Source organism: Micromonospora siamensis, from assembly GCF_900090305.1.
Taxonomy (GTDB): Bacteria; Actinomycetota; Actinomycetes; order Mycobacteriales; family Micromonosporaceae; genus Micromonospora; species Micromonospora siamensis.
In genome coordinates this window covers 308,357-329,412 of record NZ_LT607751.1, presented here as the reverse complement: position 1 = coordinate 329,412, position 21,056 = coordinate 308,357, and the positions used below count along the sequence as shown (strand labels likewise).

The window sequence follows — 21,056 nt, the reverse complement described above, 5'->3', positions numbered from 1 at the left end:
CGAAAGCCGGGCCGGCCGCGCAAGATCGCGGGGAGTTGCCGGCAGGGTCGTACGATCGCAGCCATGGGCGGGCATGTGACGGCGCCGGCGGCGGCACTCGCCGACGAGCTGCCGGACTGGGTGACGCTGCTGCGGGCACCGAACCCGGGTCCGATGACCCTCGACGGCACCAACACCTGGCTGCTGCGCGCCCCCGGCGCGGAGCACGCGGTCGTGGTCGATCCCGGCCCGGCCGACGAGGCGCACCTGGCCGCGATCGCGGCGTACGAGCCGGTCGGCTTCGTGCTGATCACCCACGGGCACCCGGACCACACCGAGGGCGCGCCCCGGCTCAGCGAGCTGCTGGGCGGCCGGCACGTCCTCGCCGCCGACCCGGCGCACACCATCGGCGGTGACCCGCTGACCGAGCCGGGCGAGCACTTCGGCCTCGACGGGCTGGAGATCGACCTGATCAGCACCCCGGGGCACACCGCCGACTCGGTCTGCTTCCTGGTCCGGTGCGGCGACGAGCGGGTCGTCCTGACCGGCGACACCATCCTGGGCCGGGGCACCACCGTGGTCGCCCACCCGGACGGGCACCTCGGGGACTACCTGTCGAGCCTGGAGCTGCTCTCGACGTACACCGGGATCCCGGCGCTCCCGGGACACGGCCCGGCGCTGGCCGACTGCGGCGTGGCGGCGGAGTTCTACCTGGCCCACCGGCGGGCCCGGCTCGACCAGGTCCGGGCGGCGGTGGCCGAGGGTGCGACCACCGCGCCCGAGGTGGTCGCCCGGGTCTACGCCGACGTCGACCGGTCGCTGTGGTGGGCCGCCGAGTGGTCCGTCCGGGCCCAGCTCGCGTACCTCGGGGTGGAGCAGCCGTGACCTGCCCGGTCTGCGGGACCGTCGCCGTGCCCGGCGCCCGGTTCTGCCACAACTGCGGGGCCGCGCTGCCGGCCGCCGCCACCCTGCCCGCCGCCGAACGGCGGGTGGTCACCGTGCTCTTCGGCGACCTCTCCGACTTCACCTCCTGGTCCGAGGATCTCGACCCGGAACGGGTCGGCGCCGTCACCGACCGGGTGCTGGCCGCCCTGGCGGGCGCGGTCAAGACCTTCGGCGGGCACGTCGACAAGCTCACCGGCGACGGGATCATGGCCGTCTTCGGCGCGCCCGTCGCCCACGAGGACGACGCCGAACGCGCCGTGCGGGCCGCGCTGTCCATGCAGCGGGCCGTCCGCCGGGTCCTCGACGACGAACGCGGCGGCGGCGCGCCGCTCGGCCTGCGGGTCGGGCTGAACACCGGCGACGTGATCGCCGGCATCCAGGCCGCGATCGAGTACACGGTCATCGGCGACACGGTCAACACCGCCGCCCGGCTCGCCGACGCCGCCGCCGTCGGCGCCGTCTACGGCGGCGCACGCACCTCCGCCGCCACCCGGCACGTCGCCTCCTGGCGGGCGCTGCGCCCGCTGCGGCTCAAGGGCAAGCGCGAGCCGGTCGAGGCGTACGAGCTGCTCGGCCTCCTGGACGCGCCGGGCACCCGGTCCGGGCTCGGCGACGAGGCGCCCTTCGTCGGCCGGGAGACCGAGATCGGCCGGGTCGCCGGCCGGCTCGCCGAGGTGATCGACCGGGGCGAGCCCCGGGTGCTGCTGATGACCGCCGAGGCCGGGATCGGCAAGTCCCGCTTCGCCGCCGAGGTGGAACGCCTCGCCGCCGGCTACGACGTCGGGGCCGGCCGGTACGCCGCGCACACCGGCGCCCGGGTGCTCTCGGTCCGCTGCGCCGCCTTCGGTGAGCGACGCCGCCTGGCCCCCCTCGCCGACCTGGTCCGCGCCGCCACCGGCCTGCCCAACGACCCGGCCACCGCGCTCACCCGGCCCGCCGTCGAGGAACGGCTCCGCCGGTTGAGCCAACGGCTGGGCCGGCTGCGCGGCCAGCCCGTCGCGCTCGCCACCGAGCAGCTGCTCGCCCTGCTCGGGTACGCCGAACTGCCCGCCGCGCACGGCACCGCCACCGACAACGGCGAGTGGAGCGCCACGGCCACCCCGCCGGCCGACGCCGAGGCCGTGCCGAACGCCGTCGCCGAGCTGCTCAGCGACCTGGCCACCGAGGCGCCCCTGGTGATCGTCGTGGACGACCTGCACGACGCCACCGCCGAGACCATCAGGGCGCTGGGCGTCACCCTGTCCCGGCTCAGCGGGCCGGTGCTGGTGATGCTGCTGGGCCGCCCGGAGCTGGTGCGTACCGCCGGGGCGCTCACCCGGGTCGCGGACGCCGAGGTGCACGCCCTGCCGCCGCTGCGCGGCGCGGACGCCGCCCGGCTGCTCACCACCTACCTGGCCGGCGGGAAGCTGCCCCAGGGCGACGCGGACCGGCTGCTCGCCACCGCCCAGGGCAACCCCTTCTATCTCGCCGAACTGGTCACCCTGCTGATGGAGCGCGGCGCGCTGACCGTCGGGCCGGGCCGGGGCACCACCGGCGGATGGCGGCTCGCCCCCGGCTCACTGGGCAGCCGGCTGCTCTCCCGTGACCTGGCCGCCGTGCTCGCCGCCCGGATCGACGCGCTGCCGGTCGACGCCCGCTCGGTGCTCCGCGACGCCGCCGTGGTCGGCGACGCCGTGCCCAACGGCGCGCTGGAGGCGCTGCGCGAGCAGCGGACCGGGCGGGACGGCCGGCCCGCGGCGGTGGCCGCCGTCGAGCTGGAACGTGCCGTCGAGGAGCTGCTGCAACGCCGGATGCTGCACCGCACCCGCACCGGGTACGCGTTCGCCACCCCGCTGATGCGGGAGGCCGCGTACGCCGGGGTCAGCAAGGCCGAGACGGCCGAGCGGCACGCCGCCCTGGCCCGCTGGGCGGTCGGCCCCGGCGAGGCTTCCGGCGGCACCCCGGTTCCCGGCGCCGCCGGCCCGGGCGGCTTCACCGACGCCGCCCGGGACGACTTCGTCGCGGAGCACGTGGAGCGGGCCGCCGTGCTCGCCGACGCGGTCAAGCTGCGACCGGACGCGTCCGCGCGTACCGTCGCCCCGCTGGGCGTGGCCGCGCTCGGCCGGGCCGCCCGCCGGTCGCTCCAGGCCGGCGAGCCCGCCCTGGCCATCGAGTACGCCGAACGCGCCGCCGAGCTGGCCCGCGACGGGGTGCCCCCGGCCGACCGGGTGGTGCACGCCCGCGCCCTGCTCCAGGTCGGCCGCCCCACCGACGCGCTCGCCTACGCCGAGAAGATCGCCGCCAACGCCGGCGACGAGGCGGCCACCCGGGTCAGCGCCCTGCTCCTCGCCGGCCAGGCTCACCAGGCGCTCGGCGACCAGACCCGCGCGGTGACCTGCTGGCAGGAGGCGTTGCAGGTGGCCACCGAGGGTGAGCTGCCCACCCTGCGGGCCTCCGCGATGCGCCGGCTCGGCATGGCCGACTTCGTCGCCGGCCGGCTCGGCCAGGCCAGCAGCCGGCTCGCCGCCTCCTACCAGGTCAGCCTCGCCGCGCAGGACCCGCGCGGGCAGGCCTGGTCGTTGCAGAACCTGGCCTGGGTGACCACCACCCGCGGCGACTTCGCCGGCACCGACGCGGTGCTCGGCCGGGCCGCCCGGCTCTTCGCCGAGCTGAAGGACCCGTACGGGCGGGCCTGGCTGCGCGGCACCACCGCCTTCGCCCGGCTGCTCGCCGGCCGGCTCCGCGAGGCGTGCCGGATGGCCGAGGTGTTCCTGCCCTTCGGCGAGCGGGTCGGCGAGGCCTGGGCGGTGGGCACGCTGCGCGCCGTGAAGGCGTTCGCCACCGCCGAGCTGGGCGAGCTGGGCGACGCCGACCGGGCGGCCCGTCGGGCGTACCGGGACTTCGCCGAGGTCTCCGACGACTGGGGGCGCGGCTTCGCCCTGGTCGTCCGCGGGGTGGTCGCGCGCGGGCTCGGCGAGCCGGAACACGCCGCTGACCTGCTCACCGATGCCCTGTCGTACGCGTCGCGCACCTCGCACCCGCTGCTCACCGGGATGGCCGGCACGCTGCGCGGTTTCGTGGCGCTGGACATGGGTGACTGCGAGACCGCCGAGCAGGCCGCCCGGGCCGTGCTGACCGCCGTCGAGCCGCACAACCCGCAGGCCCCCGCCCAGGTCGGCCCCCGGGTGCTGCTCGCCACCGCCCGACTGGCCGCGGGCGATCCGGCGACCGCCGTCGGTCTGCTTGCCCCGGTGGCCACCGCCGCCGCGAACACCCCGTCGCTGCTCTTCTCCCGCCGCCAGACGATGGCCCGGTACGCGTCCGCGCTGCTCGCCCACGGCCAGCCCGAACAGGCGCTGGACTGGGCGCGTCGGGCGGTCGAGGCGCCGGCCGAGGACGTCCGCAGTCAGGTGGTCGCGGCGAGCGTGCTGGCCGAGACGCTCGCCGCCGCCGGCCGGTCCGCTGAGGCGCTGTCCTGCGCCGAGGAGGCCGTCCGGCTGGCGTACGCGACCGAGCAGGCCAGTGAGCGGGCCGCCGCCGACGCGCTGCGTGCCCGGCTCGCCCCCGCCCCCGTCTGACCGCCCCCGCCCGCCGGTGCATTCCGGTCGCGTGGCCCGGGTTGCGGGATGTCGCGCCGGAGCGGAAGTGGGGCGACCGGAGACCGGAGGTGGGGTCCGGGACCGGAGGCGGGGGACAGGACTGACGGTTTCGGGGATGTGGGCGTCGGGGGTGGCGGCTAGCGTGTCCCCTCGGGAGCGGCCATCCACAGTGCGGGCCGACGGGCGGGGGAGGAACGGATGAGGCTGCCGCGGTCCGGCGCGGGCTGGACGATCGCGGTCTTCGGCGTGCTGGCGGTGCTGCTCGGCGCGTTCGGACTGGTCTGGCCGGAGGCGCAGCTGCGCCTGCTCGGCTTCCAGGTGCCGGCCGAGCGCGGGCCGGGCGACTACACCGGCACGTTCCTGATGGCGTCCTCGATGGCGTCGTTCAACATGGGGGTCTACTACCTCCTGGCCACGGCCACCGAGTGGCGGTCCTTCTTCCGGTTCACCGTCTTCTTCCGCCTGGTGACGTTCACCGTGTTCAGCATCGCGGTGCTGGCCGACGTGGCGCCGGGCCGGTTCTTCGGGGTGGCGCTCTGGGAGGGGCTGGGCGCCGTGGCGACCGCGGTGGGCCTGTGGTGGGACGCCCGCCGCCCGCCCACCGGCGACCTGTCCGACCCGACCACGAGCGCGCCGCCGGGCGAGGCCGTCGGCGCACCGGGCCGGCCCGCGGGCGGCGCGGGGTCGACCCCGTCGGCCGACGCGGTCGGATGACCCGCCCGGTCCATTGGGTATTTTCGAAGCTGTGACCGACACCCCGCCCGGCGCCCTCCGGTTGCCCATCGTGCCCGGTCTGACCGATCTGGAGGTATTTGCCCGGGGCGGTTACGCCACGGTCTACCGGGCCACGCAGATCTCCGTCGGGCGTGAAGTGGCGGTCAAGGTCGAGAACCGCACCCTGGACAGCGAGCGGGACCAGGCCCGCTTCCTGCGCGAGGCGCGGGCCGCCGGCCGGATGTCGTCGCACCCGCACGTGGTGGACCTCTTCGACGTCGGGGTCACCGTGGACCAGCACCCCTACCTGATCATGGAGTTGTGCGACGGGTCGTACGCCGAGCGGATGCGGACCTCGCCGTTGGACGCCGCGGAGGCCCGCGACCTCGGGATCAAGATCGCCGACGCGCTCGCCCACTCGCACGCGGCCGGGGTGCTGCACCGCGACGTCAAGCCGGCCAACATCCTCCACTCGCACTTCAACCCGGCGGTGCTGGCCGACTTCGGGCTGGCCGTGCTCGCCGAGGTGCGCGACGCCTCGGTGACCCTGGAGGTGCTGACCCCGGCGTACGCGCCGCCGGAGATGTTCAGCCACAGCCCACCGTCGCCGGCCGTCGACGTCTACGCGCTCTGCGCGACGCTCTACGCGGTGATGCACGGCCGGCCGCCGCGCTGGCAGTCCGAGCGCAACCCCAGCCTGGTGACCGTGCTGGAGATGTTCCACCAGCCGATCCCGGGCCTGCCCGGGGTGCCGGAGGAGCTGGTCGACGTGCTCCGGGCCGGCATGGCGAACGATCCGGAGGACCGCCCCTCCGCGGTCGAGCTGCGTGACCTGCTGGCCGCCCTGCCGCTCGCCGGCCCGGCCCACCCGATCAGCGGCGCACCGATCAGCGGCGCCCCCACCTCCGGCGGTCCCACGTTCCGCCCACCGACGTCCGGCGGCCCCACCCTCGGGGGCCGGACCTACGGCACCCCGACGTCGATCGCCACCCACGGCACCCGGACGTCCGGCGGGCCGACCACCGGCTGGACCGGGCCCCGGCCGCCGGCCGAGGACGGCCACCCCACCGTGCCGACGTCCGGCGCCGGCGACCGGGGCCGCCCCCGGGGCGAGGAGCGGCATCGCCGGTGGCGGCGGCGCTGGTTCCTCGGCACCGTCGGCGTGCTCGCGCTGGCCGCCTCCGCCAGCGCCGGAGCCTGGGTGGCCAGCCCGGCGCCGTCGGTCACCGCCCCCACCCCGACCGCCGGCGGGTCGGTCACCCCGTCGGCCGGGGCCGCCGGGCTACCCGGTTGCGGGCCGACCGCGGTGAAGCTGCCCGCCGGTGCCAGCTGCGCGCCGGGGCTGGAATGCTTCGGACCGGTCCGGGTGCGCGGCACCCGGGCCGAGGCGGTCCGGCTGCCGTGCGACGGCCGGCACACCTGGGAGACCTACGCCGAGGGCGAGCTGCCGACCGCGCTGATCGGGGCGGCGCACGCCACGATCAGCGCCGACCCGGGGGTACGCCGGGTGTGCAGCCCGGTCACCTTCCGGCTGACCAGCGGGATCGGCTATCCGACCGGATGGCGTCTGGAGGTGCTGCCGCCCAGCGGGGCGGACACCGACCGCACCTACCGGTGCCTGGCCGGGCGGGGCGTCGACGCGCTGCAGTCGCCGACGCTCACCGGTCGTTGAGCCCGTCCAGCCGGCGGTACCGTTCCCGCAGGGCGCGGACGGCCTCCTCGTTGTCGAGGGTCTCCAACGTGTCGGCGTCCACCCCGTACAGCCCGGTCCTCGGCTGACCGGCCGGGGTCGGCTCGACCGGTCCGCGGTCGTCACCGTGCCGCGCCGCCGTCACCGCCATGGCCGCGACCATGCCCAGCAGGACGCAGAGCAGCGCCAGCCCCACCGCCAGGATGCCGCGCGGGCGGCCGGCGACGAGAACCACCAGCAGGCCCACCGCGCACAGGGCCGCGACGACCGCTCGCGTACGTGCCTTCATCGGGAATCGCCTCACCGGTCCAGCATTGCCCGACAGCGCAACGTGTCAACCCGCGCATCGGTGCGAGGCGTCCGCCGGAACGTCAGCACGCCGCGGTGGATGTCCGACAACGATCAGCCGTACGCCCGTCTCCACGGTGGAGTGACCGGCGGCCCGGCGGGTGGCCACGGAGATGGCCCGGACCGGCTACCCTCGGTGTCCCGCAGGCCGTGATCGTCAGCGAGGTAACCCGATGAACGACGTCACCTCCCGGCACCGGCTCCGGTCGGTCGCCACCACCCTCGCGGTGGCCCTGACCCTGACCCTGGCCGCGGCGGCCGGCTGCGACAACCGGCGGGATCCGCCGCTGCCGTCGGTGCTGGACAAGCTCCGCGAGTCGCACGTCGACGGCCAGGCGAAGATCAGGATCGGGGTGGCGACCACCGAGCCGTTGATGGGTGAGCTGCGCAACGGCGTGCACGTCGGGTTCGACGTGGAGATCGCCCGCTACATCGCCTCCTACCTGGGCTTCGCCGGGGACCAGCGGATCGAGTGGGTGTCGCTGGCCACCGAGGACCGGATCCCCGCCCTCCAGGGCGGCGTCGTCGACCTGGTGGTCTCCAGCTTCTCGATGACCGAGGACCGGGAGAAGCTGGTCAGCTTCGCCGGGCCGTACTTCGTCACCACCCAGGAGGTGATGGTGCCGGTCCGGCTCAAGGACCGGATCCGCACCATCGAGGACCTGCGCCGGCCGGAGTACCGGATCTGCACCAGCGGGGGCTCCACCACCGAGGCCGAGCTGGAGAAGCACGACGTCAAGGCGTACGTGGTGAAGGAGGTCGGGGACTGCGTCAACGGCATCCGCGCCGGCCGGTACGACGCGGTCAGCTCGGACGAGACGATCCTCGCCGGCTTCCTCTCCCAGTACCCGAAGGACTTCGAGATCGTCGACATGCCCTTCGGCACCAGCGAGCTGCTCGGCATCGGGGTGCCGATCGGCGATCCGGCCCTGCGCGACCTGGTCGCCTTCGCCCTTCAGAAGAGCTACCTCCAGGGGCGTAACGGGATCAGCAGTCCCTGGCTGACCGCGTACAACCGGACCCTCGGGCCGTGGTTGAAGGCCGACAAGTCGCAGCCGCAGCCCTTGGGCGTACCGAAGCTGGTGGACTTCGACGACAAGGCGCCGACGAGATGAGCGCCGCCGTCACCGAGGAGGGCCGCCCGGCCGGCCCGGTGCCGGCGGTCCGGGACCCGGCGGAGCGCAAGGCCCGGGCGAGCCAGTCGTTCTGGACGGCGGTGGTCGGTGTGCCGGCCATCTTCTCGGTGCTGCGGCTCGGCGTGGAGGCGGGCGGGGAGCTCCAGACGACGCTGCTGCTGGTGGCGAACGTCGGCACGGTGAACCTGCTCGCCGGCTTCCTCACCACGGCGGCCCGGCTGCTCTCCACCGGGCTGGTGGCGACGTTCGCGCTGGGCGCGGTGCTGCGGGTCAGCGTGGACCGGATGCCGCCGACCGTCCGCCGGCCGCTCTTCGCCCGCTGGGTGGACGTCACCCCGGCCTGGTTCGCGGTGGCCAGCTTCCTGCTCGCGCTGGTCACCTGGCAGCTGCTCTACCTGCCGCTGCTGGTCCCGGCGTTCGTGGCCGCCTTCCAGCTCACCCCGGCGCGGCTGCACGAGCAGCGGGTGCCCCGGGCGCTGCTGCTGGTCGGCCTCCTCGGCGGGTACGCGTGGCTGCTCGCGCCCACCCTGGCCGACGCCGTGGACCAGCGGGAGTGGCTGGCGCTGCTGCTGCTCTCCGCCCCGCCGCTGCTGGCCCTGGCGATCACCGGCCCGCTGCCGGGGGCGGTGGTCCGGCCGCTGGCCTCCGTCACGGAGGCGGCGGTGCTGGCCACCCTGGTCTGGGCGGCGCTGCCGGTGATCGGCACCCCGGTGCTCCCGCTGACCGTGACCACCGTCGAGTCGGCCCCGGGGGTCACGGAGGACATCCGCGGCCACGTGGTGACCACCGACGACGTGAGCATGGTGCTGCTCCAGGAACGCGGTGGCGTGCGGTACGTGCCGACCGGTCAGGTGCGCGCCCAGGTGCTCTGCCCGAGCGAGGAGGAGCTGCCCCGGCACCGGCTGCGGATCCGCGACTTCCACGTGGAGGACTCGCTGCTGGAGGGGCTGGGCCGGCGGGTGCGCCCGGTGCACCGGATCGACGCGGCCTGCCGCGCGGTCCGCTGACCGCGGCGCCTCAGCCGGGCGAGGACCGACGGTCAGTACGACTTCTCCTGGCCGAGGATGTGCTGGGCGACGAAGTTCAGGATCATCTCCCGGCTGACCGGGGCGATCCGGCCGGCCCGGACCGCGCCGAGCAGGGTGGCCACCCCGTACTCGGTGGTCATGCCGGCCCCGCCGAGCGCCTGCACGGCGGTGTCCACGGCCAGCGCGGCGGCCTCGCCGGAGGCGTACTTGGCCATGTTGCCGGCGACCCCGGCCTCCAGGTCGCGACCGGCGTCGTAGAGGGCCGCCGCCTTGTGGATCATCAGGCGGGCGAGTTCCACCTGGACCGCCGCGTGCGCGAGCGGGTGCGCCACGCCCTGGTGGGAGCCGATCGACCGGCCGCCCCAGACCGTGCGCGTCGCCGTGTACTCGGAGGCCCGCTCGATGGCGTACCGGCCGGTGCCCGCGCCCATCGCGGCGACCGTGATCCGCTCCGGGTTGAGGCCGGCGAACAGGGCCGGCAGGCCGGCGTCCAGGGACTCGCCGACCAGCGCGTCGGCGGGCAGCCGCACGTCGTCCAGGAAGAGCAGGAACTGGTTCTCCGGGGAGAGGATCTCCATGTCCAGCCTGGACTTGTCCAGGCCGGGCGCGTCGGTCGGCACGATGAACAGGGCCGGCTTGAGTTTGCCGGAGGCGGCGTCCTCGGTGCGCGCGACGACCAGCACGTGCCCGGCCTCGTCGACGCCGGAGATGTAGACCTTGCGGCCGGAGAGCAGCCAGTCGTCGCCGTCCCGGCGGGCCACCGTGCCGAGCCGGTGGAAGTTCGAGCCGGCCTCCGGTTCGGTGATCGCGAAGACGATCTTCTGGGAGCCGTCGGCGAGGCCGGGCAGGTGCCGTTTGCGCTGCTCCTCGGTGCCGTGCTTGTGGATCACCGTGGCGGCGATGGCGGGGGAGACCACCAGCAGCAGCAGCGGGCAGCCCGCCGCGGCCAGCTCCTCGCAGACGATGGCCAGCTCGGTGATGCCGCCGCCCCCGCCGCCGTACTCGGTGGGGATGTTGACCCCGAGGTAGCCGAGCCGGCCGGCCTCGTGCCACAGCTCGTCGGTGTGCCCGCCGGACTTCGCCTTCTGCACGAAGTAGGAGTGGCCGTACTTCCGGCCGAGCGCCCGGACGGCGTCGCGGAGCTGGTCCTGCTCCGGGCTGAGGTCGAAGTTCATGACGATGCCTCCTCAAGGGGGTTGACCACGGCCAGCACGGCGCCCGTCTCGACCTGGCCGCCGGCCGGCACGGGCAGCTCGGCGACCACCCCGTCGGTCGGGGCGAGCACGGGGTGTTCGAGCTTCATCGCTTCCAGGGTCAGCAGCAGGTCACCGGCGGCGACCCGTTGGCCGACCTCGACGTGCACCCGGGTCACCGCCCCGGGCAGCGGCGCGAGCAGCGACCCGGCCGCCAGCTCCGCGGTGGGCAGCGGGAAACGCTGCAGCTCGGTGAGGCTCGCCGCCCCGTCCGGACCGTCCACGAAGACCTCCGACCCCGCCCGGTGTACGCGGAACAGCCGCCGCACCCCGTCGACGTCGAGCACCACCCGGTCCGGGGCCGCCTCGGCCAGGACGACGGTCGGGGCGTCGTCGGGCCGGGCCTCGTTGCCCGTCGTCGACCCGCCCGGCCCACCGGCGTTGACCCGGTCGACCGGTGCCGCGGCACCCGCAGCCGGCTCCACGGACCACTCGGCGAGCGCGCCGGCCCGGTCCAGCCGGTAGCGCACCTCGACCTCGCCCCCGCCGGTCCCGGCGAAGCGGGTCACCTGCGGGAACGCCGGCACGTTGCGCCAGCCCGAGGGGAGGCCGGCGAGCACCGGGGCGGTCGACCGGCGGCCGGCCGCCGAGGCCAGCGCCGCCGCCAGCGCGGCCAGGGGCAGCTGTCCGGCGGGGAGCAGCGGGGCGAAGACCTCCTCGTGCCGGTCCAGGAAGCCGGTGTCCACCTCCGCCGCGCCGAACTCCCGGCTGCGCAGCACCCGGACCAGCAGGTCCCGGTTGGTGGCCACCCCGTGCAGCTCGGCCCGGGCCAGCGCGCCGGCCAGGGCCCGGGCCGCCTCGGCCCGGGTGGGCGCCCAGGCGACCAGCTTCGCCAGCATCGAGTCGTAGTGCACGCTGACCGTCGAGCCGTCGGTGACGCCCGAGTCGAGCCGGAGCCCGCGCAGCGGGGTGAACCCGCCGGCCACCCCGGGGATCGAGAACCGGTGCAGGGTGCCGGTGGCCGGGCGGAACCCCCGGGCCGGGTCCTCGGCGCAGAGGCGTACCTCGATGGCGTGCCCGTCGGCCGGTGGGGTCGCCGCCAGCGGCAGCGGCTCACCCTCGGCGACCAGGAGTTGCAGCCGGACCAGGTCCAGCCCGGTGACCGCCTCGGTGACCGGGTGCTCCACCTGGAGGCGGGTGTTCATCTCCAGGAAGAAGAACTCGCCCTCCGGGGCGAGCAGGAACTCGACCGTGCCCGCGCCGACGTACTCGACGGCCCGGCCGGCGGCCACCGCCGCGGCGTGCAGCCGCTCCCGCAGTCCCGGGTCGAGGACCGCCGGGGCCTCCTCGACGATCTTCTGGTGCCGGCGCTGGATCGAGCAGTCCCGCTCGCCGAGGGCCAGCACCGTGCCGTGGCCGTCGCCGAAGATCTGCACCTCGACGTGCCGGCCGCGCTCGACGTACCGCTCGATGAAGACCGTGCCGTCACCGAACGCCGCGGCCGCCTCGCGGCGCGCGGAGGCCACGGCCTCGGCCAGCCCGGCGGCGTCGCGGACCACCCGCATGCCGCGGCCACCGCCACCGGCGGACGCCTTGACCAGCACCGGGTAGTCGGTGACCTGGTCGGCGTCGGTCCAGGTGGGGAGCATCGGCACCCCCGCGTCGGCGAGCAGCGCCTTCGCCGCCACCTTGTCGCCCATCGCGGCGATCGCCTTGGCCGACGGGCCCACCCAGGTCAGCCCGGCATCGGTCACGGCCTGGGCGAACTCGGCGTTCTCGGCGAGGAAGCCGTAGCCGGGGTGCACGGCGTCCGCGCCGGTCTTGCGGGCCGCGTCCAGGATCAGCCCGATCCTCAGGTACGTCTCGGCTGGCGTGTTCCCCGGCAGCCGGACGGCCTGGTCGGCGTCGGCGACGAAGGGCGCCCCGGCGTCCGCGTCGGAGTACACGGCGACGGTCTGCACGCCGAGCGCCCGGCAGGTGGCGAAGACCCGGCGGGCGATCTCCCCCCGGTTGGCGACCAATAGTCTCGTGATCACTGAGCCTGCCTTTCGTTCGCGACTGCGGGACTCCGCTTCGCTGCGTTCCTCGCGCTCACATTCGAAAGACGCCGAAGCCGTCGGCGCCCCTCACCGGTCCGTTGTGGATCGCCGACAGGCAGAGCCCGAGGACGGTACGGGTGTCCCGGGGGTCGATCACCCCGTCGTCGTAGAGCCGGCCGGACAGGAACAGCGCCCCGGACTGGGACTCGATCTGCTGCTCGACCATCATCCGCATCGCGGCGTCGGAGTCCTCGTCGTACTCGCGTCCCCGGGCCGCGGCGGCCTGCCGGGCCACGATCGACAGCACCCCGGCCAGCTGCGCCGGACCCATCACCGCCGACTTGGCGTTCGGCCAGGTGAACAGGAACCTCGGCTCGTACGCCCGGCCGCACATGCCGTAGTTGCCGGCGCCGTAGGAGGCGCCCAGGTTGACCGTCAGGTGCGGCACCTTCGAGTTCGACACCGCGTTGATCATCAGGGCGCCGTGCTTGATGATGCCGCGCTGCTCGTACTCGGTGCCGACCATGTAGCCGGTGGTGTTCTGGAGGAAGACCAGCGGGGTGTCGGCGGCGTTGGCGAGCTGGATGAACTGGGCCGCCTTCTGCGCCTCCTCGCTGAACAGCACGCCCCGGGCGTTGGCCAGCACGCCGACCGGATAGCCGTGCAGCTCGCCCCAGCCGGTGACCAGCGCGGTCCCGTAGTTCGGCTTGAACTCGTCGAACTCGCTGCCGTCCAGCACCCGGGCCAGCACCTCGCGCGGGTCGAACGGCACCTTGAGGTCGGCGCTGGCGATGCCGAGCAGCTCCTCCGGGTCGTACTTCGGCGGCGCGGGGAAGGCGGTACGCGGCGGCGGGCCCTGCTTGCGCCGGTTCAGCCGGCGTACGCACTGCCGGGCCAGCCGGATCCCGTCCCGCTCGTCCTCGGCGAGGAAGTCGGCCAGGCCGGACCTCGACGCGTGCATGGCCGCCCCGCCGAGCGACTCGTCGTCGGTGACCTCGCCGGTGGCCATCTTCACCAGCGGTGGCCCGGCCAGGTACACCTGCGACCGGTCCCGGATCATGATGGTGAAGTCCGACATCCCCGGCACGTACGCGCCACCGGCGGTGGCGTTGCCGAAGACCACGCTGACCGTGGGGATCCTCTCGGCCGAGAGCCGGGTCAGGTCGCGGAACACCCGGCCGCCCGGGATGAAGATCTCCGCCTGGGTGGGCAGGTCCGCGCCGGCCGACTCGACCAGGTTGACCATCGGCAGCCGGTTCGCCAGGGCGATCTCGCCGGCCCGCCGGGTCTTCGCCAGCGACCACGGGTTGACCGCCCCGCCGCGTACCGTCGGGTCGTTGGCGACCACCAGGCACTCCACGCCCTCGACCACACCGATCCCGGTGACCACGCTGGCGCCGACCGGGAAGTCGGTGCCGTAGCCGGCCACCGACGACAGCTCCAGGAACGGGCTGTCCTGGTCGAGCAGCAGTTCGATCCGCTCCCGGGGGAGCAGCTTGCCGCGCTTGTGGTGCCGGGTCACGTACTTCTCGCCGCCGCCCGCCCGGGCCCGGTCCAGCTCCGCCTCCAGCTCGGCGAGGCGCTCCAGCAGCGCCTCCCGGTTGGCGGTGAAGGCCGGCGCGGACGGGTCGATCGCGCTGTCGAGTGTGCTCACAGGCCCATGCCCTTCGCGATGATCTCGTTCATGATCTCGGTGGTGCCGCCGCCGATCCCGAGGATCCGGGCGTCCCGGTAGTGCCGCTCCACCTCGGCGTCCCGCAGGTAGCCGAAGCCGCCGTGCAGTTGCAGGGCCGCGTCGACCACGAAGTCGCAGGCGGACACCGCCACGTTCTTCGCCATCGCCACCTCGGTCACCACCGGCTCGCCCGCGGCCACCCATTCGGCCACGTCGTGCACGCACGCCCGGGCCGCCTCGGCGCGGGTGTGCATCTCGGCCAGCCGGTGCCGGATCAGCTGCCGGCTGGCCAGCGGCCGGCCGAACGTGGACCGGTCCCGGCACCAGCGGGTGGCCAGCTCCACGCAGCGCTGCGCCGTCGCGTACGCCTGCGTGGCCAGGGAGAGCCGCTCGGTGGCGAAGTGCTGCATGATCGCCAGGAAACCGGTGTTCTCCGCGCCGATCCGGTTCGTCACCGGCACGGGTGAGTCGACGAAGGAGAGCTCGGCGGTGTCCGAGCAGTGCCAGCCCAGCTTCTCCAGCCGGCGTCCGACGGTGAAGCCGGGCGTACCCTTCTCGATCACCAGCAGGGTCAGCTCGCCACTGCCCGGGAAGTCGGTGCAGACCGCCGTGGTCACGAAGTCCGCCCGGTGCCCGCTGGTGATGTACGTCTTCGCGCCGTTCACCACGTAGTGGTCGCCGTGGCGGCGGGCGGTGGTCCGGATCGAGGCGACGTCGGAGCCGCCGTCCGGCTCGGTGATCGCCAGCGCGCCGATCATCGTGCCGGCGAGCGTCGGGCGGACGTACCTGTCGATCAGGTTCTGGTCGAGGGCCGGCCCGCCGCCGAGCCGGCCACCCAGCGAGCCGCCGAGCCGGGCGCCGGCCGCGGCGACCATGTGCGGCAGCGCGATGCCGTGCGTGAAGAGGGCCGCCACCAGGCCGGACGAGCCGCCCGAACGGATGATCTCCTCGGTGACCACGATCGAGTCGAGCAGGTCGCCGCCGCTGCCGCCGACCGACTCGGGGAAACCGACGCCGAGCAGCCCGGTCTTCGCGGCGGTCTCGTGCAGCGACCGGGGCACCTCACCGGCCCGCTCCCAGTCGTCCAGGTGCGGCAGCACCTCCCGGGTGACGAAGGCCCGGGTCAGCTCGCGCAGCTGCCGCCGCTCGGGGGTGTCCACGATGCTCACCGTCCGCCCTCCCCGCCCGGCAGGTCGACGGGCAGGTCGACCACCCGGGAGCGGAGCAGCTCACCGAGCGCCTTGGCCTGCGGGTCGAACCGGGTGGAGGCGGCCACCCCCTGCCCGAGCAGGCCCCGGATCACGAAGTTGACCGCGCGCAGGTTCGGCAGCTCGTACCGCTCGACGGTCAGCGGGGCGGTCTCCGGCAGCAGTTCGGCGAGGCGTTGCACGGTGAGCCAGCCGCGCAGCCAGGCCCAGGTGTCGTCGGTGCGGGCCCAGACGCCGAGGTTGGCGTCGCCGCCCTTGTCTCCCGACCGCGCCCCCACCAGCTCACCCAACGCCCCCCGCCTTGTCGAGGCCGGCGACGGCGTGCCCGGCGGGTCCTGCGGTCCGCGGGGCGCCGCCGACGAGGTCACCGGCGGCGGGGCGATCGTCATCCGCTCGCCGGAGGGCAGCACGGCGACGTGCTCGACCGCGTCCTGCGGGACCGTGTCGGCGGTGAAGACCCCGTACGGGGTGGCGTCGCCGGGCAGGGTGGTCAGCGTGCAGCCCGGGTAGGAGGCCAGGGCCAGCTCCACCGCGGCGGCCGAGAAGGCCCGCCCGGCCCGCGCCCTGTCACCGTCGCGCAGGTGTACGTGCAGCAGCGCGCTCGCCGCCTCGGTGTCGGCCGCGTCCGCGTGATCGGTACGGGCCAGGGTGAACTCCAGCCCCTCCTTGCCGACCGCCTCCTCGATCTGCCCCCGGACCAGGGCCGCCTTGGCGGGGATGTCCAGCCCGCACAGGACGAACGTCATCGAGTTGCGGAAGCCGCCCAGGTTGTTCACGCCCACCTTGAGGGTGTCCGGCGGTGGGGTGCCGCGGACCCCGCCGACCCGGACCCGGTCCGGGCCGTCGGCGGCCAACTCCACCGTGTCCAGTCGGGTCACCACGTCCGGGCCGAGGTAGTCGGGGCCGCCCACCTCGTACAGCAGCTGCGCGGTGACCGTCTCCACGGTGACCGCGCCACCGGTGCCGGGGTGCTTGGTGAGCACGCAGGAGCCGTCCGGGTGCAGCTCGGCGATCGGGAAGCCGGGGCGGTGGCCGCCGTCGGGCAGCTCGGTGAAGAAGCTGAAGTTGCCGCCGGTCACCTGCGCCCCGCACTCGATGAGGTGCCCGGCGACGGTCGCCCCGGCCAGCGCGTCCAGGTCGTCGCGCCCCCAGCTGAACCGGGCGATCGCCGGCCCGACGGCGAGGGAGGCGTCGGTGACCCGGCCGGTGACCACCACGTCCGCCCCGGCGTCGAGGCAGGCCGCGATGCCGAACGCGCCCAGGTAGGCGTTGGCGGTCAACGCGTCGGGACGCTGGAGGGCGTCGCCCTCGACGTACCCGATCCGGGTGGGGAGGCCGAGCCGGTCGGCGAGCGCGCCGATCGCGGCGGCCAACCCGGCGGGGTTCAGGCCGCCGGCGTTGGTCACGATCTTCACCCCCCGGTCCAGCGCGGTGCCGAGGGTGCCTTCGAGCTGGCGGAGGAAGGTCTTCGCGTAGCCCAGCGACGGGTCGCGCAGCCGGTCCCGGCCGAGGATCAGCATGGTCAGCTCGGCCAGGTAGTCGCCGGTGAGCACGTCCAGCTCGCCGCCGTCGAGCATCTCCCGCCAGGCGGCGGACCGGTCGCCGTAGAAGCCGGAGGCGTTGCCGACCCGCAGCACCCCGCTCACCGGGTCACCCCGGCGCGCTCGTTCACCGCGGTGGCCGCCCGCTTCGCGCCGGGTGGTCCGGCGAACGCCTGCGCCACGTCCAGCCACTCGTCGGCCACCGGCCCGGTGGCGACCAGGGCCAGGTCGGCGCGGTGCCGGCGCTGGGTGACCAGCAGGCAGAAGTCCAGCGCCGGCCCGGTCACCCGGTCGGCGGCGTCCGCCGGACCGAAGGCCCAGACCTCCCCGCCCGGGACCGGCGCGGCCAGTTCGACCCGGACCGGGGCCGCCGGCACGTCCCGGCCGTGGGCGACGAAGCCGTGCCCGAGGGTACGGAAGCCGAGGTGCGCGACGTGCCGCAGCCGCTCGGTCGGGGTACGCCTCAGGCCGAGCGCCTCGGCGACGTCCTCACCGTGCGCCCAGGTCTCCATCAGCCGGGCGGTGGCCATCGAGGTGGGCGACATCCGGGTGCCGTACCAGGGCAGCTTCTCGCCGGGCGGCGCGGCGGCCAGGTCGGCGGCGAGCGCTGCCCGCCCGTTCCGCCAGCGGTCCAGCAGCTCGGCGGGCGGGGCGAGGAAGGACTCCGCGCCGTCGTCGACCAGCCGGGCCGGGTCGGGCGCCGCGGTGACCGAGGCGTAGAAGGCGTCGGCGTCGGTGGCGGCGAGGTGCGCCACGTGGTCGGTCCAGGCCAGATGCGCGATCTGGTGGGCCACCGTCCAACCGGGAGCCGGGGTGGGGCGGGCCCACCCCTGCGGAGGCAGCGGGGCGACGAGGGCGTCGAGCTGGTCGGACTCGGCGGCGAGGTCCGCGAGCAGTGCGGTCAGGTCGACCATGGTGCCTCCGGGTGGTGGGCCGGTCAGGGGATCAGTGCCGCTCGCCGTCCATCGTGGTCCGCGGGCCGGTCGAGCCGTGCGGGTCGCTCGTGCGGGCCCGGCCGTGCAGGTCGTGCGGGTCCTGCGGGTCGTCGTCGGGGGTGAGCAGGGTGACGAGCTGGCGTTTCCAGGTGCCGAGCAGGGCCGTGCGGCGGGCCGAGTCGTCGCTGAGCAGGTTGGCCACGCCGAGCCCGCGTAGCAGGTCCAGGGTGGCCTGCACGGCCTCGCGTACGCCCGGGCGGCGTTCGTCCACACCGAGCAGCTCGACGGTGAGGCGGTGCATCTCCCGGCCGACCCGCGCCTCCAGGGGGACCAGCGCGTCGCGCAGTTCGGCGTCGGTGCGCGCGGCCACCCACAGCTCCAGGGCGGCGACGAAGAGCGGCCCGGTGAAGGCGGCGGCGAGCAGGTCGACCACCCGGTCGAGCCGGCGCGGGCCGGCGGGCAGCGCGTCGGCCTCGGTGCGCAGCTCCACCGCCCGCCGTTCGGCCAGGTGGTCGACGGCGGCGGTGACCAGGGCGGCCTTGGTCGGGTAGTGGTGCAGCTGGGCACCCCGGGAGACCCCGGCGCGGGCGGCCACGACCGTGGTGGTGGTGCCGGACCAGCCGTGCTCGATCAGGCACTCGACGGTCGCCTCCAGCAGCCGGGCCTGGGTGGCTCGGCTGCGTTGCTGCTGAGGGACGCGGGTCGATGCGGCGGGCACGGGGACAGCGTGCCGCCCCCGAAACAAACAGTCAAGACTGACTTTTTCCCGATCGCGGTGACCCGGCGAGCAGCTTCCCGTCGGTGCCCCGCCGAGGCGGTTGTCGCCGCAGCCCGTCGAGGTGCCCGGCGGGGGACCGTCAGCCGTCGGTGGTGGTGTCGGCCGTCCCGGCCAGCCGCAGTTCCCGGGTGAGCAACGGCGCCAGCAGCCGGGAGAAGGTCGCGGTGAGGTGGTTCGTGTCGTGGTAGACGAGGACGTTGCCCACCAGCGGCGCGCACCGCGCCGGGCAGAGCCACGGCACCGGGTCGACCACCTGCACGCCGAGGCGATCGGCCTGCCGCCGCTCGGTGGCGCGCAGCTCGGGGGAGCTCAGCACGTCGGCCTTCGGCCGGGCGCACCTGGCCACCTGGGTCGGGTTCTCGGCGAGGCAGTCCTGGACCCCGATCGGCAGGACCGGGGTCTCGCCGATCAGGGCGACCCGGTCGGCCGCCTGCGAGATCCGGGAGAAGGTGGTCCCCCAACCCTCGTCCCAGCCCCGGGTCCATTCCTCTTCGCTCTGGTCCGGCGCCGGGCCGTACGTGACGCTGGAGGCCACCACCACCAGTTCCGGCCTGAGCTTCTCGATCCGGGTGAGCGCCGCCGAACGCCAGCTGTCGCAACCGGAGTACGTGCGCTTGAGCTTGCTCACCCAGATCGAGGTGGAGGTCGCCGGGCAGCCGCTCTTGGTCATCGACAGCAGCCGCCATCCGGTCTGCTTCGCGGCGGCGTCCAGACCCGGGAACCAGTGGGCGGCGTGCGAGTCACCGAAGAGCACCATCGTCCGCTTCGCGTCCGGGTCCCCGTAGAAGCACCGGTCGGGCGGCCGGGTGCCGGACCAGCTCAGGTGGCAGCCGTCGGTGTAGGTGACCGGCAGGTCGTCGTCGGCGTCGGTGACCGACGGGGTGAGGTTCCCCGGGATCAGGCGGGTCCGCTGCGCCTCCCGCATCAGGTCGGCGAGGACGGTGCCGGGGTTCTCGGCGCCGGCCATGGCGGTCGCCGGATCGGCGGCCGGGCGGCCCAGCGGCAGCTGCGGCGGGAACGCGGTCACCAGGAGAGCGGCCGCGACCACCGTCGAGCCGAGACCCAGGCCCAGCGAGATGCCCCGACCCGGCCGGCGGGTCAGCGAGCGGCGGTGCCGCACCGGGTTCTCGACCAGCAGCAGGGAGAGCCCGGCGAGCACCAGTGCGCCCGCCGACAGCGCCAGGTTGACCCACACGCTCGGCTCCAGCAGCAGCGCCACCGGGGCGATCATCAGCACCGGCCAGTGCCACAGGTACCAGCCGTAGGAGAGCTTGCCGACCAGCTGCCACGGCTGGTACCGCAGCAGCGCCTCGACGCCGAACCGCGGCGCCGCGCAGCCGCCGCCGATGATCGCCACGGTGCCCAGCACGGGCAGCGCGGCGGCGGTGCCGGGGAAGGAGGTCGACTCGTCGTAGCGCAGCGCGGCGACCAGCACGGCGGCCAGGCCGGCCCAGGTGAGCAGCGCGGCCAGCGGCCGCGGCAACCGGGCCAGCCGGGCCGCGCCGAGGGCGACGAGCGCGCCCAGACCAAGCTCCCAGGCCCGGGTGTGCATCCCGAAGTACGCCCACGGCGCGCTCCGGGTCGTCTCGGTCGTGCTGAGCCAGAAGGAGGCGCCGCTGAGCAGGACCAGGGCCGGCGCGACGGTCCAGCCGGGGCGCACCCGCAGCAGCCGCGCGAGCCCCACCGCCGCCAGGATCAGCAGCGGCCAGACCAGGTAGAACTGCTCCTCCACGGCCAGCGACCAGAAGTGCTGGAACGGCGACGGCGTCTGCTCGGCGGCCAGGTAGTCGGTCCCGGTCACCGCCAGCCGGATGTTCACCCAGTAGGTCGCGCTGGCCACCGCGTCCCAGACGTACTGCGCCGAACGCGGCGGCGACAACCACAGCCAGGACCCGGCGAGGGTGGCCAGCAGCACCACCGACGAGGCCGGCAGCAGGCGTACCGCCCGGCGGGCGTAGAAACCGGCGATGGAGATCCGGCCGGTCCGGGCCAGCTCGCGCATCAACAGCGAGGTGATCAGGAAGCCGGAGATCACGAAGAAGACGTCCACGCCGACGTACCCGCCGGCGAACGTGCTCAGCCCCGCGTGCGAGAGCACCACCAGCAGCACGGCGATCGAGCGCAGCCCCTCGATGTCCGGGCGGAACCCGGCCCGCGGCGCCCGGTCGGACCGGGCCGGCTCGGCCGGGATCTCCTGCGTGGCGGCGTCGGCGGGGGCCCGACGGACCGGCTGCTCGGTCTGAAACACCGGCGAAGGCTAACAGCCGAT

14 protein-coding genes and 1 pseudogene are annotated in these 21,056 nt (G+C 75.0%); 6 read left to right on the top strand and 9 right to left on the bottom strand.

Going from position 1 to position 21,056, the window contains the following annotated elements; genetic code table 11:
• The first annotated feature begins 63 nt into the window (after positions 1 to 63).
• The 4 genes from GA0074704_RS01465 (at position 64) to GA0074704_RS01450 (ending at position 6,888) form a co-directional block, all read left to right on the top strand.
• A complete protein-coding gene (locus GA0074704_RS01465; protein WP_088968829.1) occupies positions 64 to 864 on the top strand; it encodes an MBL fold metallo-hydrolase in 801 nt (266 codons plus the stop codon).
• Positions 861 to 4,481, top strand: coding sequence for an adenylate/guanylate cyclase domain-containing protein (locus tag GA0074704_RS01460; protein WP_088968828.1), 3,621 nt, complete (start codon positions 861 to 863; stop codon positions 4,479 to 4,481). Before GA0074704_RS01465 ends, GA0074704_RS01460 begins: the two co-directional genes overlap by 4 nt.
• A gap of 219 nt (positions 4,482 to 4,700) precedes the next feature.
• Entirely contained in the window at positions 4,701 to 5,216 is a 516-nt protein-coding gene (locus GA0074704_RS01455) for a hypothetical protein (RefSeq protein WP_088968827.1), read from the top strand.
• A gap of 31 nt (positions 5,217 to 5,247) precedes the next feature.
• A complete protein-coding gene (locus tag GA0074704_RS01450; protein ID WP_088968826.1) occupies positions 5,248 to 6,888 on the top strand; it encodes a serine/threonine-protein kinase in 1,641 nt (546 codons plus the stop codon).
• Here GA0074704_RS01450 and GA0074704_RS01445 read toward each other — a convergent pair.
• Positions 6,875 to 7,195, bottom strand: a complete 321-nt coding sequence (locus GA0074704_RS01445) for a hypothetical protein (protein WP_157743569.1) — start codon at positions 7,193 to 7,195, stop codon at positions 6,875 to 6,877. The genes GA0074704_RS01450 and GA0074704_RS01445 overlap by 14 nt on opposite strands.
• 232 nt (positions 7,196 to 7,427) lie before the next feature.
• Between GA0074704_RS01445 and GA0074704_RS01440 the strand changes: the two genes are divergently transcribed.
• Together GA0074704_RS01440 and GA0074704_RS01435 are read left to right on the top strand one after the other, a co-directional pair.
• Positions 7,428 to 8,369 carry a transporter substrate-binding domain-containing protein gene (locus tag GA0074704_RS01440; protein WP_088968824.1) on the top strand — a complete coding sequence of 314 codons (942 nt, stop codon included), beginning with the start codon at positions 7,428 to 7,430 and terminating at the stop codon, positions 8,367 to 8,369.
• Positions 8,366 to 9,397, top strand: a complete 1,032-nt coding sequence (locus GA0074704_RS01435; RefSeq protein WP_088968823.1) for a hypothetical protein — start codon at positions 8,366 to 8,368, stop codon at positions 9,395 to 9,397. Before GA0074704_RS01440 ends, GA0074704_RS01435 begins: the two co-directional genes overlap by 4 nt.
• A gap of 32 nt (positions 9,398 to 9,429) precedes the next feature.
• Here GA0074704_RS01435 and GA0074704_RS01430 read toward each other — a convergent pair whose 3' ends face one another.
• The 8 genes and pseudogenes from GA0074704_RS01430 to GA0074704_RS01395 form a co-directional block, all read right to left on the bottom strand.
• Complete coding sequence (locus tag GA0074704_RS01430; RefSeq protein WP_088968822.1) at positions 9,430 to 10,593, bottom strand: acyl-CoA dehydrogenase family protein; 1,164 nt, start codon at positions 10,591 to 10,593, stop codon at positions 9,430 to 9,432.
• Entirely contained in the window at positions 10,590 to 12,647 is a 2,058-nt protein-coding gene (locus GA0074704_RS01425) for an ATP-binding protein (RefSeq protein ID WP_088968821.1), read from the bottom strand. Before GA0074704_RS01425 ends, GA0074704_RS01430 begins: the two co-directional genes overlap by 4 nt.
• A 55-nt stretch (positions 12,648 to 12,702) precedes the next feature.
• Positions 12,703 to 14,304, bottom strand: coding sequence for an acyl-CoA carboxylase subunit beta (locus GA0074704_RS01420; RefSeq protein ID WP_088968820.1), 1,602 nt, complete (start codon positions 14,302 to 14,304; stop codon positions 12,703 to 12,705).
• Positions 14,301 to 15,494 (bottom strand): acyl-CoA dehydrogenase family protein, encoded by a 1,194-nt coding sequence (locus GA0074704_RS01415; protein WP_088968819.1) that lies wholly within the window; start codon positions 15,492 to 15,494, stop codon positions 14,301 to 14,303. The genes GA0074704_RS01420 and GA0074704_RS01415 overlap by 4 nt, the downstream gene beginning before the upstream one ends.
• Positions 15,491 to 17,179: an acyclic terpene utilization AtuA family protein gene (locus GA0074704_RS01410; protein WP_088968818.1), complete on the bottom strand. Its 1,689-nt coding sequence runs from the start codon at positions 17,177 to 17,179 to the stop codon at positions 15,491 to 15,493. Before GA0074704_RS01410 ends, GA0074704_RS01415 begins: the two co-directional genes overlap by 4 nt.
• Entirely contained in the window at positions 17,176 to 17,988 is an 813-nt protein-coding gene (locus GA0074704_RS01405) for a TIGR03084 family metal-binding protein (RefSeq protein ID WP_088968817.1), read from the bottom strand. Before GA0074704_RS01405 ends, GA0074704_RS01410 begins: the two co-directional genes overlap by 4 nt.
• Positions 17,989 to 18,124: 136 nt before the next feature.
• Positions 18,125 to 18,727, bottom strand: a pseudogene (locus tag GA0074704_RS01400) (TetR/AcrR family transcriptional regulator); the annotation flags it as partial.
• Between the two features lie 139 nt (positions 18,728 to 18,866).
• A complete protein-coding gene (locus tag GA0074704_RS01395) occupies positions 18,867 to 21,035 on the bottom strand; it encodes an acyltransferase family protein (RefSeq protein ID WP_231926721.1) in 2,169 nt (722 codons plus the stop codon).
• Between the last annotated feature and the right edge of the window lie 21 nt (positions 21,036 to 21,056).